We start from the raw sequence: 16,004 nt of genomic DNA, 5'->3' as shown, positions 1-16,004 counted from the left end.
AAAGCGTGACGAACGGGACCCCGGTTTTACGGTTACGGGCGCAGGTGCTAACACCCTGGCGCACGAGAGGGACGCCATGCCTGACCACGCTACGCCGACGCCGCCAACTTCGGCTCCCCCAAGCCTTGCGGACCTGCAGCACTGGACCTGGGTGATGGGGCGTGCGCAGCAGATGATGATGGAAGCGGGACTGGCCGCGGTACAGCCCTTTGCCGCGCCCGAATCGCCCGCAAAGCCGGCCGACTTCTGGCAATCGGGCCTTCAGATGTGGCAAAAGCTGCTCGATCCCGAGGCGCGCGAACCCGACCCGCGCGACAAGCGGTTCCGGGCCGATGCGTGGCGTGACCCCTGGTTTGACTGGATCCGTCGGTCCTACCTGACCATCGCCGACCACATGCTGGCGGGCGTCGACCGGCTCGAGGGCGTGGACGAGCGCCAGCGCGAGCAGATCCGTTTCGCTACAAACGCGCTGATCGATGCACTCAGCCCGTCAAACTTCGCTGTCACCAACCCGCAGGTGATCCAGCGCGCGGTGGAAACCAAGGGGGAGAGCCTGCTCAAGGGCATGTCCCACATGCTGGCCGACCTTGGCCGCGGGCAGCTGACCCATACCGACCGCACCGCGTTCGAGGTGGGCGTGAGCCTGGCGACGACGCCGGGCAAGGTGGTGAAGCGCACCCCGCTTTTTGAGCTGATCCAATATGCGCCCGCGACGGATCGGGTGCTGGCGACGCCGCTGGTCATCTTTCCGCCCTGGATCAACCGCTTCTATATCCTGGACCTGACGCCGGAGAAGAGCTTCATCCGCTGGGCGGTCGAACAGGGCATCACCGTGTTCATGGTGTCGTGGAAGTCGGCCGACGCGTCGATGAAGGATGTCGCCTGGGACGATTATGTCGCGGCGCAGGTCGACGCGATCGACACCGTGCGGGAGTTGCTGGACGTGCCGGCGGTGCATGCCATCGGCTATTGCGTGGCGGGGACCACGCTGGCGGCGACGCTCGCCTGGCTCACGGCGCGGGGCGAGGGGGAAAAGGTCGCCTCCGCCACCTTCCTGACCGCCCAGGTCGACTTTTCCGGCGCCGGCGACCTGTCGCACTTCGTGGGTGAGGATCAGTTGGCGGTGATCGGGGCACTGACCCCCGAAGGATTCCTGGACGGGCGCTACATGGCCGCGACGTTCAACCTGCTGCGCGGTCGCGACCTGATCTGGAATTACGTCACCAATAATTACCTGCTGGGGGAGGACCACGCGCCCTTTGACCTGCTGCATTGGAATGGGGACACGACCAACCTGCCGGCGCGCTGGCACCTCAGCTATCTGACCGACCTGTACCGCGACAACCTGCTGGTGGAGCCGGGCGCATTGTCGATCGCCGGCGTGCCGCTGGACCTGCGCGTCGTGAAGACGCCGACCTATGTTCAGGCCGGGCGCGAGGACCATATCGCTCCGCCCGAAAGCGTGTGGCGGCTGACCGAGATGTTCCGGGGTCCGTTGCGCTTCGTACTTGCGGGATCCGGGCACATCGCTGGCGTGGTCAACCCGCCTTCCGCCGGCAAATACCAGCACTGGGTCAGTGACGAGCCTGCCGATTCGCTCGACGCCTTTGTTGCGACCGCGCGGGAGGTGAAGGGGAGCTGGTGGCCCGATTGGGCGACATGGCTGCGCGGTCAAGATGCGGAGGAGGTGGGTGCGGTCGGTCCGCGGGTGCCCGGCAAGGGTGCGCTGCCAGCCCTGGGCGATGCGCCGGGCGAGTATGTGCGCCAGCGCTGAGCCCGTCGCGCGGCGCCGCGGGGTACTTGCAATCTGACCGATCCGGCGCTATTGTGCACTGCAGCATGGAAACGGATCGCTCCCTCTCAGACGGCGGGATCACTCCCGAAACCAGGCCGGCCACCAAGAAGCCGGCGCGGATGCGCGCGCGACGTCGCGATGGTGCGTCCCCCTCCGCCGGCATGGGCCCGGCACCCACGCAACCGAAGGACGAGATCATGGAAGAGCAGATCAAGGCCGCTACCGACCACGTTCAGGCGCAGGCCGGCGCGATGTTCGCTGATGCGGGCGCGCGCGCCCAGGGCGCCGTTGAGCGCGGCACCAAGCTGTTCGCCGAGATGGGCGAGTTCAGCAAAGGCAACCTGGACGCAGTAGCCGAGTCGGGCCGCATCGCGGCGCGCGGGCTGGAAGCCATGGGCCAGGATGCGGCGAACTTTGCCCGCAGCTCCTACGAGAACAGCGTCGCGGCGCTGCGCAGCCTGTCGAGCGTGAAGTCGCCGACCGAGCTGCTGCAGGCGCAGGGCGAGCTGGTCCGCAAGGCGTTCGACGCAATGGTCGCGCAGACCTCGCGCAATACCGAAACCACGCTGAAGCTGGCGGGTGAGATCGCGCAGCCGCTTCAGAACCGCTGGGCACTGGCTGCCGAGAAGGCCCGCACGGCCGGCTGATCCGGTCTGCAATGGCTATGAAAGGGGCGGTTGCCGATGCGGCAGCCGCCCTTTTTCGATGGGCTGGGCTCTTGCCCTACACCGCCCGAGTGCCATATTTCGGTGACACATGACGCTGCAAACATTCACGATGGCCGAACGCCGCGACGGCGGCGGCGATGACGATGGGGGTGAGGGTACCGGCACGGGCCTTGCCACGCGTACCCGCGCGCGCACCAAGCAGCCGACGCCTTACCGCGTGCTGATGCTGAACGACGATTACACGCCGATGGAATTCGTCGTGCTGTGCCTGCAACGCTTTTTCCGGATGAACATGGAAGAAGCGACCCGGGTCATGCTTCACGTCCACCAGAAGGGCGTGGGCGTGTGCGGCATCTTTTCCTACGAGGTTGCCGAAACCAAGGTGGGGCAGGTCACCGACTTCGCGCGCCAGAACCAGCATCCTCTCCAGTGCACGCTGGAAAAGGCCTGATCGATTGATCCCGCGCTGACCGAGTGATCAGCGCGCCGGTGCCAGCCACTCCAGGTCGACGCCGTCGTTGCGGTCGACGTAATTGGCCATCTGCGCCAGTGCGCCATGGTTCAGCACGGTGACGCGGCTGCCGGCACGAGCGATCAACTGTTCCTCCTCGAGCAATCGCAGCATCCGGTTGACGTGAACCGCGGTCAGCCCAACCGCGTCCCCCATTTCTTCCTGCGTCAGGCCGAGCTGGAATTCGTCCCCGTTCGCCATGCCGCACGCGCTCATGCGGTCGCGCATTTCGATCAGCAGGGCCGCTACCCGTCCGCGCGCGTCGGTGCGGCCCAGCGTCGCCAGCCGGTCTGACATCACCTGCCGTTCAAGCTGCGCCAGCGCGCTGATCGCAGCACCCAGGCGAGGGTTCTGGGTCATCAGCCCGATCAGCGCCGTGCGGTCGAATGGAGCAACTTCCGCATCGCTCGTCGCAACCACGGTTTCGAGCGAATGCCGGAATGCCAGCGCCGACCAGCCCAGGATGTCACCCGGGAAGTGGAAGCGCAGGATCTGCCGGCTGCCATCGCGCAGCAGCACATAGCTCATCGCCGTGCCCCGCCTCAGCAGAAACATCTCACCCGCGCGGTCATTCAGCCGCAGCAAGGCGGAACCGCGCCGCAGGAGCCTGCCGCGATCCTCCAACTGGGCGAGTGCGCTGCTTTCCTCAGCGCTCAACGTCATCAGCCGTCCGATCCGGTCGGCCAAACAGATACCTGGCACGTCGTGTTTTTCCCCCGAGGAATCGCGGGAAAAGCAAACCGGGCGCATCATCGCATTAAAATCGATCAACACGGCTGTTCCCGTGCGGAGGCTTGCGCGCGGCGATGCGCGCGATACACGCGAGTGCATGGACCGCATCATCATTCGTGGCGGCAACCGCCTGTCGGGCAGGCTGCCGATCTCGGGCGCCAAGAACGCGGCGCTCACGCTGTTGCCGTGCGCGCTGCTGACCGACGCGCCGCTGACCCTCACCAACCTGCCACGCCTGGCCGATGTCGACGGGTTCGGGCATCTGCTGAACCAGCTTGGCGCGTCGACGAAGGTGTCGGGCACCAGCCCACAGGAGTTTGGCCGCACCATGCGGATACGGGCGGGCGAGCTGACCTCTACCGAGGCGCCTTACGACATCGTGCGCAAGATGCGGGCGTCGATCCTGGTGTTGGGGCCGATCCTGGCGCGCGCGGGCGTTGCTCGGGTCAGCCTGCCGGGCGGGTGCGCGATCGGCAACCGACCGATCGACCTTCACCTGCGCGCGCTGGAAGCCGTTGGTGCGGAGCTGGAGATGGCGGCGGGCTATGTGGAGGCGCGCGCGCCCGGCGGCCGGCTTTCCGGTGGCCGGTACCGCTTTCCGGTGGTGTCGGTTGGCGCGACGGAAAACGTTGTCATGGCGGCCGTCACTGCGCGCGGGGGGACCTGTATCGAGAACGCGGCGCGTGAGCCCGAGATCGTCGACCTGTGCCGCTGCCTGGTCGCGATGGGCGCCAGGATCGAGGGCATTGGTACCGAGACGCTGGAGATCGAAGGCGTCGATCGGCTGAACGAGGCGACCTATGCCGTCATGCCCGATCGGATCGAGGCGGGCAGCTATGCTTGTGCAGCGGCGATCACCGGCGGTGACCTGACACTGACGAATGTCGCGCCCGATGACATGGGCGCCACGATCGATGCGCTGCGCGAGGCGGGCGTGACGGCGGAGGTGAATGGCAGCGAGATGCGGGTGGCAGCCGAAGGGCCGCTGAAGCCGCTGACGCTGTCAACCGCACCGTACCCCGGCTTCGCCACCGACATGCAGGCGCAGTTCATGGCGATGCTGACGCTGGCACAGGGCGCAAGCGTGCTGACGGAGACGATCTTCGAAAACCGCTACATGCACGTGCCTGAACTGGCGCGGATGGGTGCCGACATCACCGTCAGCGGCCGCACCGCGGTGGTGCGCGGCGTCGTGGGCCTGACCGGCGCGCCGGTGATGGCGACCGACCTGCGTGCATCCATGAGCCTGATCCTCGCCGGCCTAGCGGCGGAGGGCGAGACTTCGGTCAGCCGCGTCTATCACCTCGACCGGGGCTATGAGCGGCTGGAGGAGAAGCTGTCGGCCGTTGGCGCGGATATCGAGCGCCTCGGCGACGGCTGATCGCCCGCCGCGTCAGGCGATCCGGTCGGGCACTTCGGCGGCATCCTCCGCGATCGCCTCGGCCGGTGCCACCGCCTCCCACGGGAACACGAACCAGTCTTTTGTGACGGTGCGGTCGATGGTTCGCGCGCGATAGTCGACCCGCTGCGCCGACACTCCGTTGTCGATCAGCGTGGCGAAGCGGACATGGTCGGAAGCGGCCTGTGCCGCCGCCAACGAGGTGCGCAGCATCCCGATGGTGCGGCCCGAATCGTTGATATCGTCGATGAACAACAGACGCTCGCCCTCACGCGTGCGGGCGGCGAGGCGGACCAGCACGTCGTCCGCGAAGTCAGGAACGTGGCTCGACAGATCGCAGGAGAGGGTGGGCAGGCCGGTCGCGTGGCTGAGATAGACGGCTGGCACCAACCCGCCACGCCCAATCCCGATCAGGAAGCTTGGCTGCCAATCGGCGTCTGCCGCGATCGCCGCCGCCAACGCCCGCACGTCCGCAACGAAGCGCTCATGCGCGACCGTGTCGAACACCGGCATCAGGCGGCCTCCGCCACATAAGCGTCGATACGGGCAAGGTGCGCCGCCACCGCCTCGTCGGGCAGGAAGCTGCCAAGGAAGCTGTTGCGGGCCAGCGTCGCCAACTCCTGCCGCCCCAATCCGCGCGCCTCCGCCACCGCCACGTAATTGTCCGCCACATAGCCGCCGAAATAGGCGGGATCGTCCGAGTTCACCGTGGCGCGCAGCCCTTCCCGCAGCATCCGATCGATAGGGTGATCGGCCATGGCATGGACCACGCGCAGCTTCAGGTTCGACAAGGGACACACCGTCAGCGTCATGCCGGCGCCCGCCAGCCGGGCGGTCAGCACCGGGTCCTCCAGCGAGCGATTGCCATGGTCGAGCCGGTCGATCGCGAGCAGGTCCAGCGCCTCGCGAACATAGTCGGGCGGCCCCTCTTCGCCGGCATGGGCACATAGCTTCAGGCCAAGCTCCCGCGCGGCGGCGAACACGCGGGCAAAGCGGGAAGGCGGATTGCCGACCTCTGACGAATCGAGCCCGACGGCGGTGATGTGGGACAGCCAGGGGCGCGATTGCTCCAACGTGGCGAACGCGTCCTCCTCCGACAGGTGGCGCAGGAAGCTCATGATCAGGCAGCTGGTGATGCCATGCCGCGCCTTTGCGTCGGCCATGCCGGACAGCAGCCCGCGCATGACGGTGTCGAACGCGATCCCGCGCGCCGTGTGCGTCTGCGGGTCGAACATGATCTCAGCATGTTTCACACCGTCAGCGGCGGCCCGATCGAAATAGGCTACGGTCAGGTCGTGGAAGTCGCGCTCCGTCACCAGCACCGCCGCGCCCTGGTAATAGATGTCCAGGAAGTCCTGAAGGTTCGAAAACTGGTATGCCGCCCGCACCGCGTCCGCAGAGGTGAACGGGATGGTCAGCCCGTTGCGCCCGGCCAGCGCGAACATCAGTTCGGGTTCCAGGCTGCCCTCGATGTGAAGGTGAAGCTCTGCCTTGGGCAGGCCGGCGATGAAGCGCGAAAGATCAGCCATAATCTCGTGTATTCGCGCCCTGCGCGCCGGCGGGCAACCCCGCAGGTTTGGACAAAGCACGACTGAGACTTTTCTTCGCTCGGTGCAGCGTCTTAGGAAAGGCCATTACAGCACAGGGTTGCATGCCAGCGATGACTGACAAACCGAACCGCTTTCCTTGGAGCCGTGACAAGGAGATTGAACTCGCCAGACGTTATGTGGCGGGGGAAGCGGTTGATGCGATTGCGGCTAACTTCGGCTGCACCACCAGCGCTCTGACCACGCGTATCAGCACGCTCGGCATCCGCCGGCGCAAGCTTGCGACCAATTGCGTGGGCAATGGCAATGCCATCTTTCTGACCGGCTCTGCGCTGAGGAGCGCGATGCCGTTGCCGGACGACAGTTTCGGAGAAGACCTGCTCGCTCAACTGGACTAGGTGATTGCCCGTCGCGCAGTTTCATGCCCGCTGGCGCACGGCTCCTGGTTTTTCGTCCCGGCGCAGGGTCAGCACCTCCACGCCATCGGCCGTGACCGCGACCGTATGCTCGAATTGTGCCGATAACTTCCCGTCGGCGGTGACGACGGTCCAGCCATCGTCCAATGTCTCCACCTTGCGCGTGCCCTGGTTGATCATCGGCTCGATCGTAAAGGTCATGCCCTCGCGCAGCGTCGGGCCGGCGCCGGCGCGGCCGAAGTTCATCACCTCGGGCTCTTCATGCATTTCGCGGCCGATGCCGTGGCCGCAGAACTCACGCACCGCCGAATAGCCGTGCTTCTTGGCGTGCTTCTCGATTGCGAAGCCTATATCGCTCAGGCGCCCGCCGGGCCGTACCTGGCCGATCCCCTTCCACATCGCTTCCTGAGCGACCTGCACCAGCCGGCGCGCAGGAGGGCTGACGGTGCCGACCAGATAGGTCTTGCTCGAATCAGCGATGAAGCCGTTCTTTTCGAGCGTGATGTCGAGGTTGATGATGTCGCCGTCGCGAATGACCTGGCCTGGGTCGGGCACGCCGTGGCAGACGACCTGGTTGATCGAGCAGTTCAGGACATAGGCAAAGCCATATTGCCCCTTGCTGGCCGGCCGCGCCTGTAGATCGGTGGTGATGAAGCGGTCGACCATGTCGTTGACCGCCAGCGTCGACATGCCGGCCAGATCCTGTTCGTCCAGCATCTCGAACACCGACGCCAGCAATCGGCCGGACACCCGCATCAGCGCCAGTTCGTCAGCCGTCTTTACCATGTCAGGCGGCCGCGGCCTGATCGGGAAGCGCCTGCACCGCGGAAAGCTCTGCCCGCACAATCTCGGCGAACGACAGGGTGGGGCTGGCCTCGGCGAGCATGCCGATCTTCATCCAGAATTCCGCCTGCGCATTGATCGACCGGCACATCACCGTGCTCGCACGGCGGATCTGTTCGTGCAGTTCGTCGTCGATCTTCACGATGCCCACCGCCGCTTCCTCCAATCACGAGTAAGCGGAACGTATATGGATCGTATATCGCACGTCAACGGGCCGGCCGCTTTCACGCAGCCGGCCCGAACAGGTCAGATCGCGGCCAGCGCTTGTTCGAAGTCGGCGATCAGGTCGTCCGCGTCTTCCACCCCGATCGAGATGCGAACAAGGTTGTCGGTGATGCCGAGCGCCTGCTTGCGCGCATCCGGCACCGAAAGGTGCGTCATGCCGGCAGGGTGGCTCGCCAGAGTTTCGGTGCCGCCCAGGCTGACCGCCAGCTTGGCAATCTTGAGCGCGTCGAGGAAACGGAACGCCTCGGCCTCGCCGCCCTTGAGGTAGAGCGAAAAGGTGGAGCCGCCGCCCGAGCAGTGGCGACGATAGATGTCCGCCTGCCGGCTTTCCTCATTCGCCAAGAAGCCGAGATAGCCGACGCGCTCCACCTTGGGCTGGTCACGCAACCAGGTGCAGACCTTGTCCGCGTTCTCGCCCGCGCGGCTCATCCGCAATTCCAGCGTTTCCAGGCTACGCAGCAGCATCCAGGCGGTGTTCGGGTCGCAGATGGTGCCGATGGTGTTCCGCATCGATCGGATGGTATTGATCTGCGCCTTGTTACCGAGCAGCCCGCCCGCGACCAGATCCGAATGGCCGCCGGCATATTTGGTCAGGCTGTAGACGACGATGTCAGCGCCATGGTCCAGCGGCTTGTGCCACAGCGGGCCGAGGAACGTGTTGTCGATCGCGATAGGCGGCTTCTCGGCTGCCCCCGCAAACACGGCGTCGCGGCTGGCGGCGACCGCTTCCACGTCGACCAGCGCGTTGGTCGGGTTGGCGGGGCTTTCGAGATAAATCAGCGCGACGCGGCCCGAACCCGCCGCCTTGCTCATCACCGCGTCAATCTCCTCACGCGTGGCGCCAGCGGGGAAGTCGAGCCAGTGGACGCCGAAACGGCCAAGGATCTTGGCGATCAGCGTCTCGGTCGCGGCATAAAGCGGGCCCGAGTGAACCACCGTGTCGCCCGGCTTCACCATCGACAGGAACAGGGTCGCGATGGCCGACATACCGGACGAGAAGCTGAGCGCGTCCTCCGCTTCTTCCCAGATCGCCAGGCGGTCCTCCAGGATCTCCTGGTTCGGGCCGTTGAAGCGCGAATAAACCAGCCCCTCGGCACCGCCCGGCCGCTTGCCGGTCACGCCCTCGAAGTGGCGCTTGCCCGCGGCGGCGTTGGGGAACACAAAGGTGGAGGTGAGGAAGATCGGCGGCTTCAGCGATCCTTCCGACAGGGCCGGATCATAGCCATGACCCATCATCAGCGTCGATGGCTTCAGCTTGCGCTCACCGATCGTCTTGGGCGTGTCGTCCTGCGGCTGTTGCGCGGGCACGCCGCCCGACATCTCTGCTTCGTTCTCGTTGGGCGTGTCGGTCATCTGCACTCTCCTTGGCAGCGGTATGTAGCCCAGGATAGTCACCGTTGAAACTAGCTGGGCAATCCGATCAGGCTGATCTGGCGGCCATAGGTCGGCTCGCCCCGGTGTGTCGCCCGGCGGTAGCTGTAGAAGCGGTCGGGAAGCGCATAGGTGTCTAGCCCAAGCGCCTCGACCCGCAACACGCCTGCGTGACCCAGCCGGTGGACAACATAGGCCTCCAGGTCGAAGCGGTAGTGACGCTCGCGTGCGGGAGTGAAGAAGCGCTCGTTGGCGCGATCCACGGCGGCGAATCGATCGAGAAAGCCCTCATCCACCTCGTAGCTTGTGCGCGCGATGCACGGGCCGACCGCGGCCACGATGCGGTCGCGCTGCGCTCCCAACGCTTCCATCGCGACCACGGTGGCGTCGGTGATGCCTCCCAGCGCGCCCTTCCACCCCGCGTGCGCCGCGCCGACGACCCCTGCCTCCGTATCGGCCAGCAGCACGGGCGCGCAGTCGGCCGTCAGGATGCCGAGCAGCAGGCCGGGGCGGTCGGTGACCAGCGCATCCGCATGGGGGCGCAGATTGTCGTCGAATGGCTGAAGCACCGTGACGCAGGATGCCGAATGGACCTGATAGGCGGTGACGAGGCGCGAGCCCGGCAGCACCGCTTCCACCGCGCGGGCGCGGTTCGTCGCGATCGCGACCGGATCATCCTCCGACCCCAGCCCGACGTTGAGCCCGGCCATGTCGCCGGTCGACACGCCGCCGCGCCGGCCGAGAAACCCATGGGCGATCCCGTGAAGCGCGTCGGCGCGATTGACCTCGACGTTCATAACGACAGCCGCATCAGGCGATCTTCGTCGATCACGCTGCCCACAGCGAAGTCGTAGCGGCCGATGTCAACGAAGCCGTAGCGGGCGTAGAATCGCTTGGCCCGATGGTTGTCGACGTAAACGGACAGGACGAGCTCGGTCCCGCCGCCCGCGCGCGCCGTATCGATTGCCCAATCCATCAAGGCAGGCCCGACGCCCGCGCCCAGGTGGCTGGAGAGAACATAAAGCTGGTGCAATTCAACCGCGCCCGACGGCCAGTCGCCCGAGAACGCCACGGGGCCGAGCTTGGCAAAGCCGATGATCTTGCCCCCATCGGTCGCGACGCGGATAGTGTAGGCGGGGTCGGTCACGTGCGCCTGAAGCCCGGTCGGGCCGAACGCCGCGGGAAGGAAGACGTCCAGGTCACCCTGCCGGTACAGGCCCCTGAAGGTTTCGGTATAGGCCTGGGTTGCGACCTCCCGCAGGTCACCGGCGTCGGCGGCAGTGGCGGGGCGGTAGTGGATCATGCAAACCCCGCCGGCGTCGGCCAGTTCGGCGCGGTGAGGCCGAGCACCTTGAACAGCGCGCCCATGCCGTTCACCAGGCGCTGGCGATCGGTGACCAGGCTGTCGGCACGGTCGGGGTGCGCGCGGGCGAGGGCGGCGGAACGCGAATCGATGCCTAGCCGGACCAGCCATTCCGCCTGCTCGACCGGGCCCCAGGCGACCAGGCCCGACACCTGGCCCGCCGCGGCAAGGGTAGTGAAATCGACGTGCGCCGACAGGTCCTGATCGCCCACCCGCTCGAACGGGTTGGCAAAGGAGTGGCCACGCACAGCCTGCAAGGTTTCGCCCAGCGCCGGCCCCTCATAGCCATAATCGATCGCCAGCAACGTGCCGCCCTGGCGAGCGATGCGGGCAGCGAGGGAGCGTACAACGGCGACGCTTGAAGGGCTGACTTCCAGCACCGATCCCGCCGGCGCGTCGCGCAGCGGTTCGGGCACCACCTCCGCGGGGACGGGCGGGCCGGCCACGGGCAGGAACAAGGTGTCCTGGCAGGCGACCAGGCGTTCGTGCCAGGCGTCGCCGCGGCGCACCAACTGGCGGATCGGCAGCGCGTCGAAAAACTCATTGGCGACTACCACCAGCGACCGGTCGTCCGGCAGGGTGTCGACCGTGTCGTGCCAGCTGGCCTGCGGCACCTGCTCCGCTTGCGCTGCGCGCAGCACCGGGCTGATCTCCACCAGGTGAACGGGCGGGGTCCAGCCAGCCTTGCCCGCCGCGCGTAGGGCATCGGCGCTGAGCGTGCCGCGGCCGGGGCCAAGCTCCACCCAGGCAGCGTCGGGGCGACCCGCGCGATCCCACAGGTCCGTGGCCCACAGGCCGACCAGCTCACCGAACATCTGGCTGATCTCTGGCGCGGTGACGAAGTCGCCGGTCGCGCCAAGCGGGTCGCGGGTCGCGTAGTAATGGTTGTTCGCCGCGGCCATGAACTGCGAGATCGGCACCGGGCCCGCCATGGTAATCGCGCGGGCGAGCCGGTCGGAAAGGCTGCCGCCCGCTTCGGTATCCATCATGCCCGCCCGCCTCAGGCGACGCTGGTGCCGCCCGCGATCGGTTCGACGCGGGTACGACGGCGCGGCGCGGTCGCCATCAGGTACGCGCCGCCCAGGATCATGGGCAGGCAGAGAAGCTGGCCCATGTGCGTACCGGGCGTGCCGAGCAGCCCCGTCGCGTACTGGCGATCGGGCTCGCGGAAGAACTCCACGATGTACCGGGCAAGGCCATAGCCGACCAGGAAGAGCCCGACGAGGCGGCCCGGCTGGTAGCGGGCGCGGGTGCGCCAGAAGGCGAAGGCGAGAATCGCGAACAGGACGATGCCCTCCAGCGCAGCCTCATAAAGCTGGCTCGGGTGGCGCGCTGGCTCGGGCAGGGGAAACGGCACGGTGTGGGGAAAGATGATCCCCCAGGCGACGTCGGTCGGGCGTCCCCACAACTCCGCGTTGATGAAGTTCGCGATCCGGCCAAAGAACAGCCCGAACGGCACGCAGCACGCGACGTAATCGTGGATTCGCAGCCAATCGAGCTTGTTGGCGCGGGCGAACAGGATCAGGCCCAGCGACGTCCCGATCACGCCGCCATGGAAGCTCATGCCGCCATCCCACAGCCGCAGGATGCGCAGTGGATGCAGGATCATGTCGGGCGAATAGAACAGGACATAGCCGATCCGCCCGCCAAGGATGATCCCCAGCGTCGCGTAGAAAACAAGGTCGTCGGCATGGCGCTTCGCCATGGGCGCGCCCGGCTGGGCAAGCAGGCGGAGCAGGTACCACCAGCCGACCACGATGCCGGTGATGTACGCCAGGCTGTACCAGCGCAGCGCAAACCCGCCGATGTTGAACAACACGGGGTCGAGCCCGAGCTGATCGAAGCGGATGTGCCCGGACGCGGAGGCCGCAGCGGCAAGGACGGGCAGTATCAAGGCTTTCCCCTCAGGTCTTGCGCCCTCATAAGGGGGCAAACGAACAAACCCAAGCGGAGAGAAAGATGGCGAGCGAACTCGACCGGCGAATGGACGCAGTGATGGCTGCCCTGACCGGCGAGGGAGGGCCTTTCGCGCTGACCCAGGTGGAGAAGCACGGACGCTTGCTGCCGGTGATCGCCGCCGCGCCGCCGACCTTGCCCGCCTATTTCGCCCACTTCATCGCCCAGCATGCCGACGCCACGTTCCTCGTTTCCGGGGCGGAGCGGCTGACCTTTGCCCAGGCTGGCGCGGCGGCACAGGCCGTCGCCCGGGCGCTGGTCGGCGTTCATGGCGTCAGGCCCGGCGACCGGATCGGGCTGGCGATGCGCAACTCACCAAGCTGGATCGTCCTCTACATGGGCATCGTCAGCGCTGGCGGGGTCGCTACCTTGTTGAACGGATGGTGGGGTCCGGAGGAACTGGGCCAGGCGGTGGCGGAGGTTGGCTGCACGCTGGTGTTCGCGGATGCCCCGCGCGTCGATCGGCTGAACGCGGCAGGCGGCCTGTCCGCAAAGGTGGTCGGGATCGATGACACGCTGCCGCTGGATCAGGCGCTTGGACCGGTGACGGCGGGGGCGGACGAGGGCACGTCGTTGCCCTCCATCAGCCCGGAGGACCCCGCCACGGTGCTGTTCACCTCGGGCTCGACGGGCCGTTCGCGCGGGGCGGTTTCATCGCACCGGGCGATCACCCAGGCGACCTTCAACTACCTGGCGCAAGTGGTTATGATGCTGACGCTGGCGACCCAGGATGGCAACCCGCCGACCAGCCAGCCGGCGACGTTGCTCAACCTGCCGCTATTCCATGTCACGGCAGAGGTGCCGGTGATGCTGCAAAGCTTCGCCATGGGGCGCAAGCTGGTACTCATGCCCAAATGGGACGCGCTGGAAGCGATGCGGCTGATCGACGCGGAGCATGTCACCTATTTCGTCGGCGTGCCGCTGATGAGCTATGAGATCGCCACTCATCCCGAACGCGCCCGGTTCGACCTTTCCACGGTCACCGACTTCGCCGCCGGGGGTGCGCCGCGCCCGGCCGAGCATGTCCGCCGGCTCGACGCCGAGCTGAAGGGTGCACCGCTGATCGGCTATGGCCTGACAGAAACCAACGCTGCGGGCACAGGCAATTGGCGATCCAATTACCTCGCCAAGCCGGATTCGGCGGGACGTCCATCAGCGCCGCTGATCGACCTCGCCATTGTCGGCGCGGATGGCCAGCCGGTCCCGCAGGGTGAGCGGGGCGAGATCGGCATCCGCTCGATCGTCAATTTCGAGGGATATTGGAATGATCCGGGGGCAACCGCGGCGGCGATGACGCCGGACGGTTACTTCCTGACCGGCGACATCGGCTATCTGGACGAGGACAACTACCTGTTCATCGTCGACCGCAAGAAGGACATCATCATCCGCGGCGGGGAGAATATCAGCTGCCCGGAAGTCGAGGCCGCGCTGTACACGTGCGACGGCGTGGGAGAGGCGGCGGTATTCGGCCTGCCCGACGACCGCTTCGGAGAGGTGCCGGGCGCGGTGGTCCATCCACTCGCGGGCAAGACGCTGGACGAGGCAGTGCTGCGCGCGTTCGTCGCGGAGCATGTGGCCGCGTTCAAGGTGCCCGCGCGCATCTGGGTCTCGGCGGTCCCGCTGCCACGGCTGGGGACGGAGAAGATCGACAAGGTGGCCCTGCGCGTCCAGTACCGCGCGATCTGGGCGGCGGAGCGTCAGGCCAGCAAAGCCTGACGCAGGGCATGGCGCCAGCCGTCAAGCAGGGGCGGCGCGTCGAAGCCGTGGGTGGGCGCGAATAGCTGTACCCCCGGCCGCGCCGCGCGCAAGGCGTCGAGGTCGGGCCATAGGCCGACGCCCAGCCCGGCAAGGAACGCGGCGCCCAGCGCGGTGCATTCGCGCATAGCGGGTCGCTCCACCGCCACGCCATTGAGGTCCGCGAGAAAGCCGCACAGCCAGTCGTTCGCGGTCATCCCGCCGTCCACCCGCAACGTGGCCGGGCTGCCTGCGCCATCATCGGCCATCGCGGCGAGCAGATCGTGGGTCTGAAATCCCACCGCCTCGATCGCGGCGCGCGCGACATGCGCGGCGCTCGTGGCCAGCGTCATGCCCGTGAGCAGCGCGCGAGCATCGGGGCGCCAATGCGGCGCGCCCAACCCCACGAATGCGGGCACCAGGTACACGCCGCCATTGTCCTTGACCTGCGTCGCCATGTCGTGGGTGTCGGAAGCATGGGTGATGAGGCCCAACCCATCGCGCAGCCACTTCACCGCCGCACCCGCGACGAAGATAGACCCTTCCAGCGCATAGGTCGGCACACCATTCAGCCGGTAAGCGACCGTGGACAGCAACCGCTTGGTCGAGTGCAGGCGCTGCGCGCCGGTGTTCATCAGCGCAAAGCAGCCGGTGCCGTATGTCGCCTTGACCTCTCCGGCCGAAAAACACCCTTGCCCGACCAGCGCCGCCTGCTGGTCGCCCGCGACGCCAGCAATGGGGATGCGCCCGCCGAGCAGGTCCGTCCAACCGAAGTCGCCGCTCGAATCGCGCACCTCGGGCAGGATCGCGGCCGGTACCTCGAACAGGGCGAGGAGGTCGGGGCACCAGCGCTGGCGATCGATGTCGAACAGCGCGGTGCGGCTGGCATTGGTCGCGTCCGTCGCATGGACACGGCCGCCGGTCAGCCGCCAGGTCAGGAAGCTGTCGATCGTGCCCGCCGCCAACTCGCCAGCGGCGGCGCGCGCACGGGCGCCCGGAACGTGGTCAAGCAACCAGGCAAGCTTGGTGGCTGAGAAATAGGGATCGAGCAGCAGGCCGGTGCGCTCCTGCACCAGCGGCTCGTGTCCCGCCTGCCGCAAGGCCTCGCAACGTGCCGCCGTTCGTCGATCCTGCCAGACGATGGCGGGGGCGATCGGGCGGCCGGTGGTGCGGTCCCAGATGACCACCGTTTCGCGCTGGTTGGTGATACCGATGGCGGCGATCGGCACATCGGCCAGCCGCGCGGCTTCGCCCATCACCGCCAGCGTGTCGCGCCAGATATCCTCCGGGTCGTGTTCTACCCAGCCGTCAGCGGGATAATGCTGGGGCAACTCGCGCTGGGCGGTGGCCAGGAGCGACCCAGCCTGATCGAACACCAGCGCCCGCGTCGAGGTAGTGCCCTGGTCGATGCTGAGGATATGGCGGGCGCTCGGCATTCTTCAGG

At 67.0% G+C, this 16,004-nt stretch carries 17 protein-coding genes; 6 read left to right on the top strand and 11 right to left on the bottom strand.

What is annotated here, in order from left to right; all coding sequences use genetic code 11:
- Nucleotides 1-76 precede the first annotated feature (76 nt).
- The 3 genes from FHS94_RS09610 (at nt 77) to clpS (ending at nt 2,914) form a co-directional block, all read left to right on the top strand.
- Nucleotides 77-1,774 carry a PHA/PHB synthase family protein gene (locus tag FHS94_RS09610; protein ID WP_184057161.1) on the top strand — a complete coding sequence of 566 codons (1,698 nt, stop codon included), beginning with the start codon at nt 77-79 and terminating at the stop codon, nt 1,772-1,774.
- A gap of 65 nt (nt 1,775-1,839) precedes the next feature.
- Nucleotides 1,840-2,442, top strand: coding sequence for a phasin family protein (locus FHS94_RS09605; protein WP_246348483.1), 603 nt, complete (start codon nt 1,840-1,842; stop codon nt 2,440-2,442).
- 130 nt (nt 2,443-2,572) lie between these two features.
- On the top strand, nt 2,573-2,914 hold the full coding sequence (gene clpS / locus FHS94_RS09600; RefSeq protein WP_184057329.1) for an ATP-dependent Clp protease adapter ClpS: 342 nt from the start codon (nt 2,573-2,575) through the stop codon (nt 2,912-2,914).
- A 27-nt stretch (nt 2,915-2,941) separates the two neighbouring features.
- On the opposite strand, the gene FHS94_RS09595 is transcribed toward clpS, so the two are convergent.
- On the bottom strand, nt 2,942-3,748 hold the full coding sequence (locus FHS94_RS09595) for a Crp/Fnr family transcriptional regulator (protein WP_343055226.1): 807 nt from the start codon (nt 3,746-3,748) through the stop codon (nt 2,942-2,944).
- Between the two features lie 55 nt (nt 3,749-3,803).
- Here FHS94_RS09595 and murA point away from each other — a divergent pair, with 55 nt between their 5' ends.
- On the top strand, nt 3,804-5,087 hold the full coding sequence (murA, locus tag FHS94_RS09590; RefSeq protein WP_184057325.1) for a UDP-N-acetylglucosamine 1-carboxyvinyltransferase: 1,284 nt from the start codon (nt 3,804-3,806) through the stop codon (nt 5,085-5,087).
- 12 nt (nt 5,088-5,099) lie between these two features.
- Here the strand turns inward: murA and FHS94_RS09585 are convergent, their stop codons facing one another.
- Nucleotides 5,100-5,618: a phosphoribosyltransferase gene (locus tag FHS94_RS09585; protein ID WP_184057159.1), complete on the bottom strand. Its 519-nt coding sequence runs from the start codon at nt 5,616-5,618 to the stop codon at nt 5,100-5,102.
- Complete coding sequence (locus tag FHS94_RS09580; protein WP_184057157.1) at nt 5,618-6,634, bottom strand: adenosine deaminase; 1,017 nt, start codon at nt 6,632-6,634, stop codon at nt 5,618-5,620. The genes FHS94_RS09585 and FHS94_RS09580 overlap by 1 nt, the downstream gene beginning before the upstream one ends.
- 131 nt (nt 6,635-6,765) lie before the next feature.
- Between FHS94_RS09580 and FHS94_RS09575 the strand changes: the two genes are divergently transcribed.
- Nucleotides 6,766-7,050: a hypothetical protein gene (locus tag FHS94_RS09575; RefSeq protein WP_184057155.1), complete on the top strand. Its 285-nt coding sequence runs from the start codon at nt 6,766-6,768 to the stop codon at nt 7,048-7,050.
- Between the two features lie 21 nt (nt 7,051-7,071).
- Here FHS94_RS09575 and map read toward each other — a convergent pair whose 3' ends face one another.
- The 7 genes from map to lgt form a co-directional block, all read right to left on the bottom strand.
- Nucleotides 7,072-7,854, bottom strand: coding sequence for a type I methionyl aminopeptidase (gene map / locus FHS94_RS09570; RefSeq protein ID WP_184057153.1), 783 nt, complete (start codon nt 7,852-7,854; stop codon nt 7,072-7,074).
- Between the two features lies 1 nt (nt 7,855).
- Nucleotides 7,856-8,062, bottom strand: a complete 207-nt coding sequence (locus FHS94_RS09565; protein WP_184057151.1) for a TA system antitoxin ParD family protein — start codon at nt 8,060-8,062, stop codon at nt 7,856-7,858.
- 95 nt (nt 8,063-8,157) lie between these two features.
- Entirely contained in the window at nt 8,158-9,456 is a 1,299-nt protein-coding gene (locus FHS94_RS09560; protein ID WP_425506176.1) for a cystathionine gamma-synthase family protein, read from the bottom strand.
- Nucleotides 9,457-9,539: 83 nt separating this feature from the next.
- The gene (pgeF, locus tag FHS94_RS09555; protein ID WP_184057147.1) at nt 9,540-10,304 is read right to left on the bottom strand and encodes a peptidoglycan editing factor PgeF; all 765 of its coding nucleotides are present in this window, start codon (nt 10,302-10,304) and stop codon (nt 9,540-9,542) included.
- Complete coding sequence (locus FHS94_RS09550) at nt 10,301-10,810, bottom strand: GNAT family N-acetyltransferase (protein ID WP_184057145.1); 510 nt, start codon at nt 10,808-10,810, stop codon at nt 10,301-10,303. The genes pgeF and FHS94_RS09550 overlap by 4 nt, the downstream gene beginning before the upstream one ends.
- Nucleotides 10,807-11,859: a class I SAM-dependent methyltransferase gene (locus FHS94_RS09545; RefSeq protein WP_425506174.1), complete on the bottom strand. Its 1,053-nt coding sequence runs from the start codon at nt 11,857-11,859 to the stop codon at nt 10,807-10,809. Before FHS94_RS09545 ends, FHS94_RS09550 begins: the two co-directional genes overlap by 4 nt.
- Before the next feature lie 11 nt (nt 11,860-11,870).
- On the bottom strand, nt 11,871-12,764 hold the full coding sequence (lgt, locus tag FHS94_RS09540) for a prolipoprotein diacylglyceryl transferase (protein WP_184057143.1): 894 nt from the start codon (nt 12,762-12,764) through the stop codon (nt 11,871-11,873).
- A 65-nt stretch (nt 12,765-12,829) separates the two neighbouring features.
- Between lgt and FHS94_RS09535 the strand changes: the two genes are divergently transcribed.
- Nucleotides 12,830-14,542, top strand: a complete 1,713-nt coding sequence (locus FHS94_RS09535) for a class I adenylate-forming enzyme family protein (RefSeq protein WP_184057141.1) — start codon at nt 12,830-12,832, stop codon at nt 14,540-14,542.
- On the opposite strand, the gene glpK is transcribed toward FHS94_RS09535, so the two are convergent.
- Nucleotides 14,524-15,996 carry a glycerol kinase GlpK gene (gene glpK / locus FHS94_RS09530; protein WP_184057139.1) on the bottom strand — a complete coding sequence of 491 codons (1,473 nt, stop codon included), beginning with the start codon at nt 15,994-15,996 and terminating at the stop codon, nt 14,524-14,526. The genes FHS94_RS09535 and glpK overlap by 19 nt on opposite strands.
- Between the last annotated feature and the right edge of the window lie 8 nt (nt 15,997-16,004).

This window comes from Sphingomonas aerophila (assembly GCF_014199305.1).
Classification (GTDB): domain Bacteria; phylum Pseudomonadota; class Alphaproteobacteria; order Sphingomonadales; family Sphingomonadaceae; genus Sphingomonas; species Sphingomonas aerophila.
Note: the sequence above shows the minus strand (reverse complement) of the source record. Positions and strands in the feature narration are given on the sequence as shown.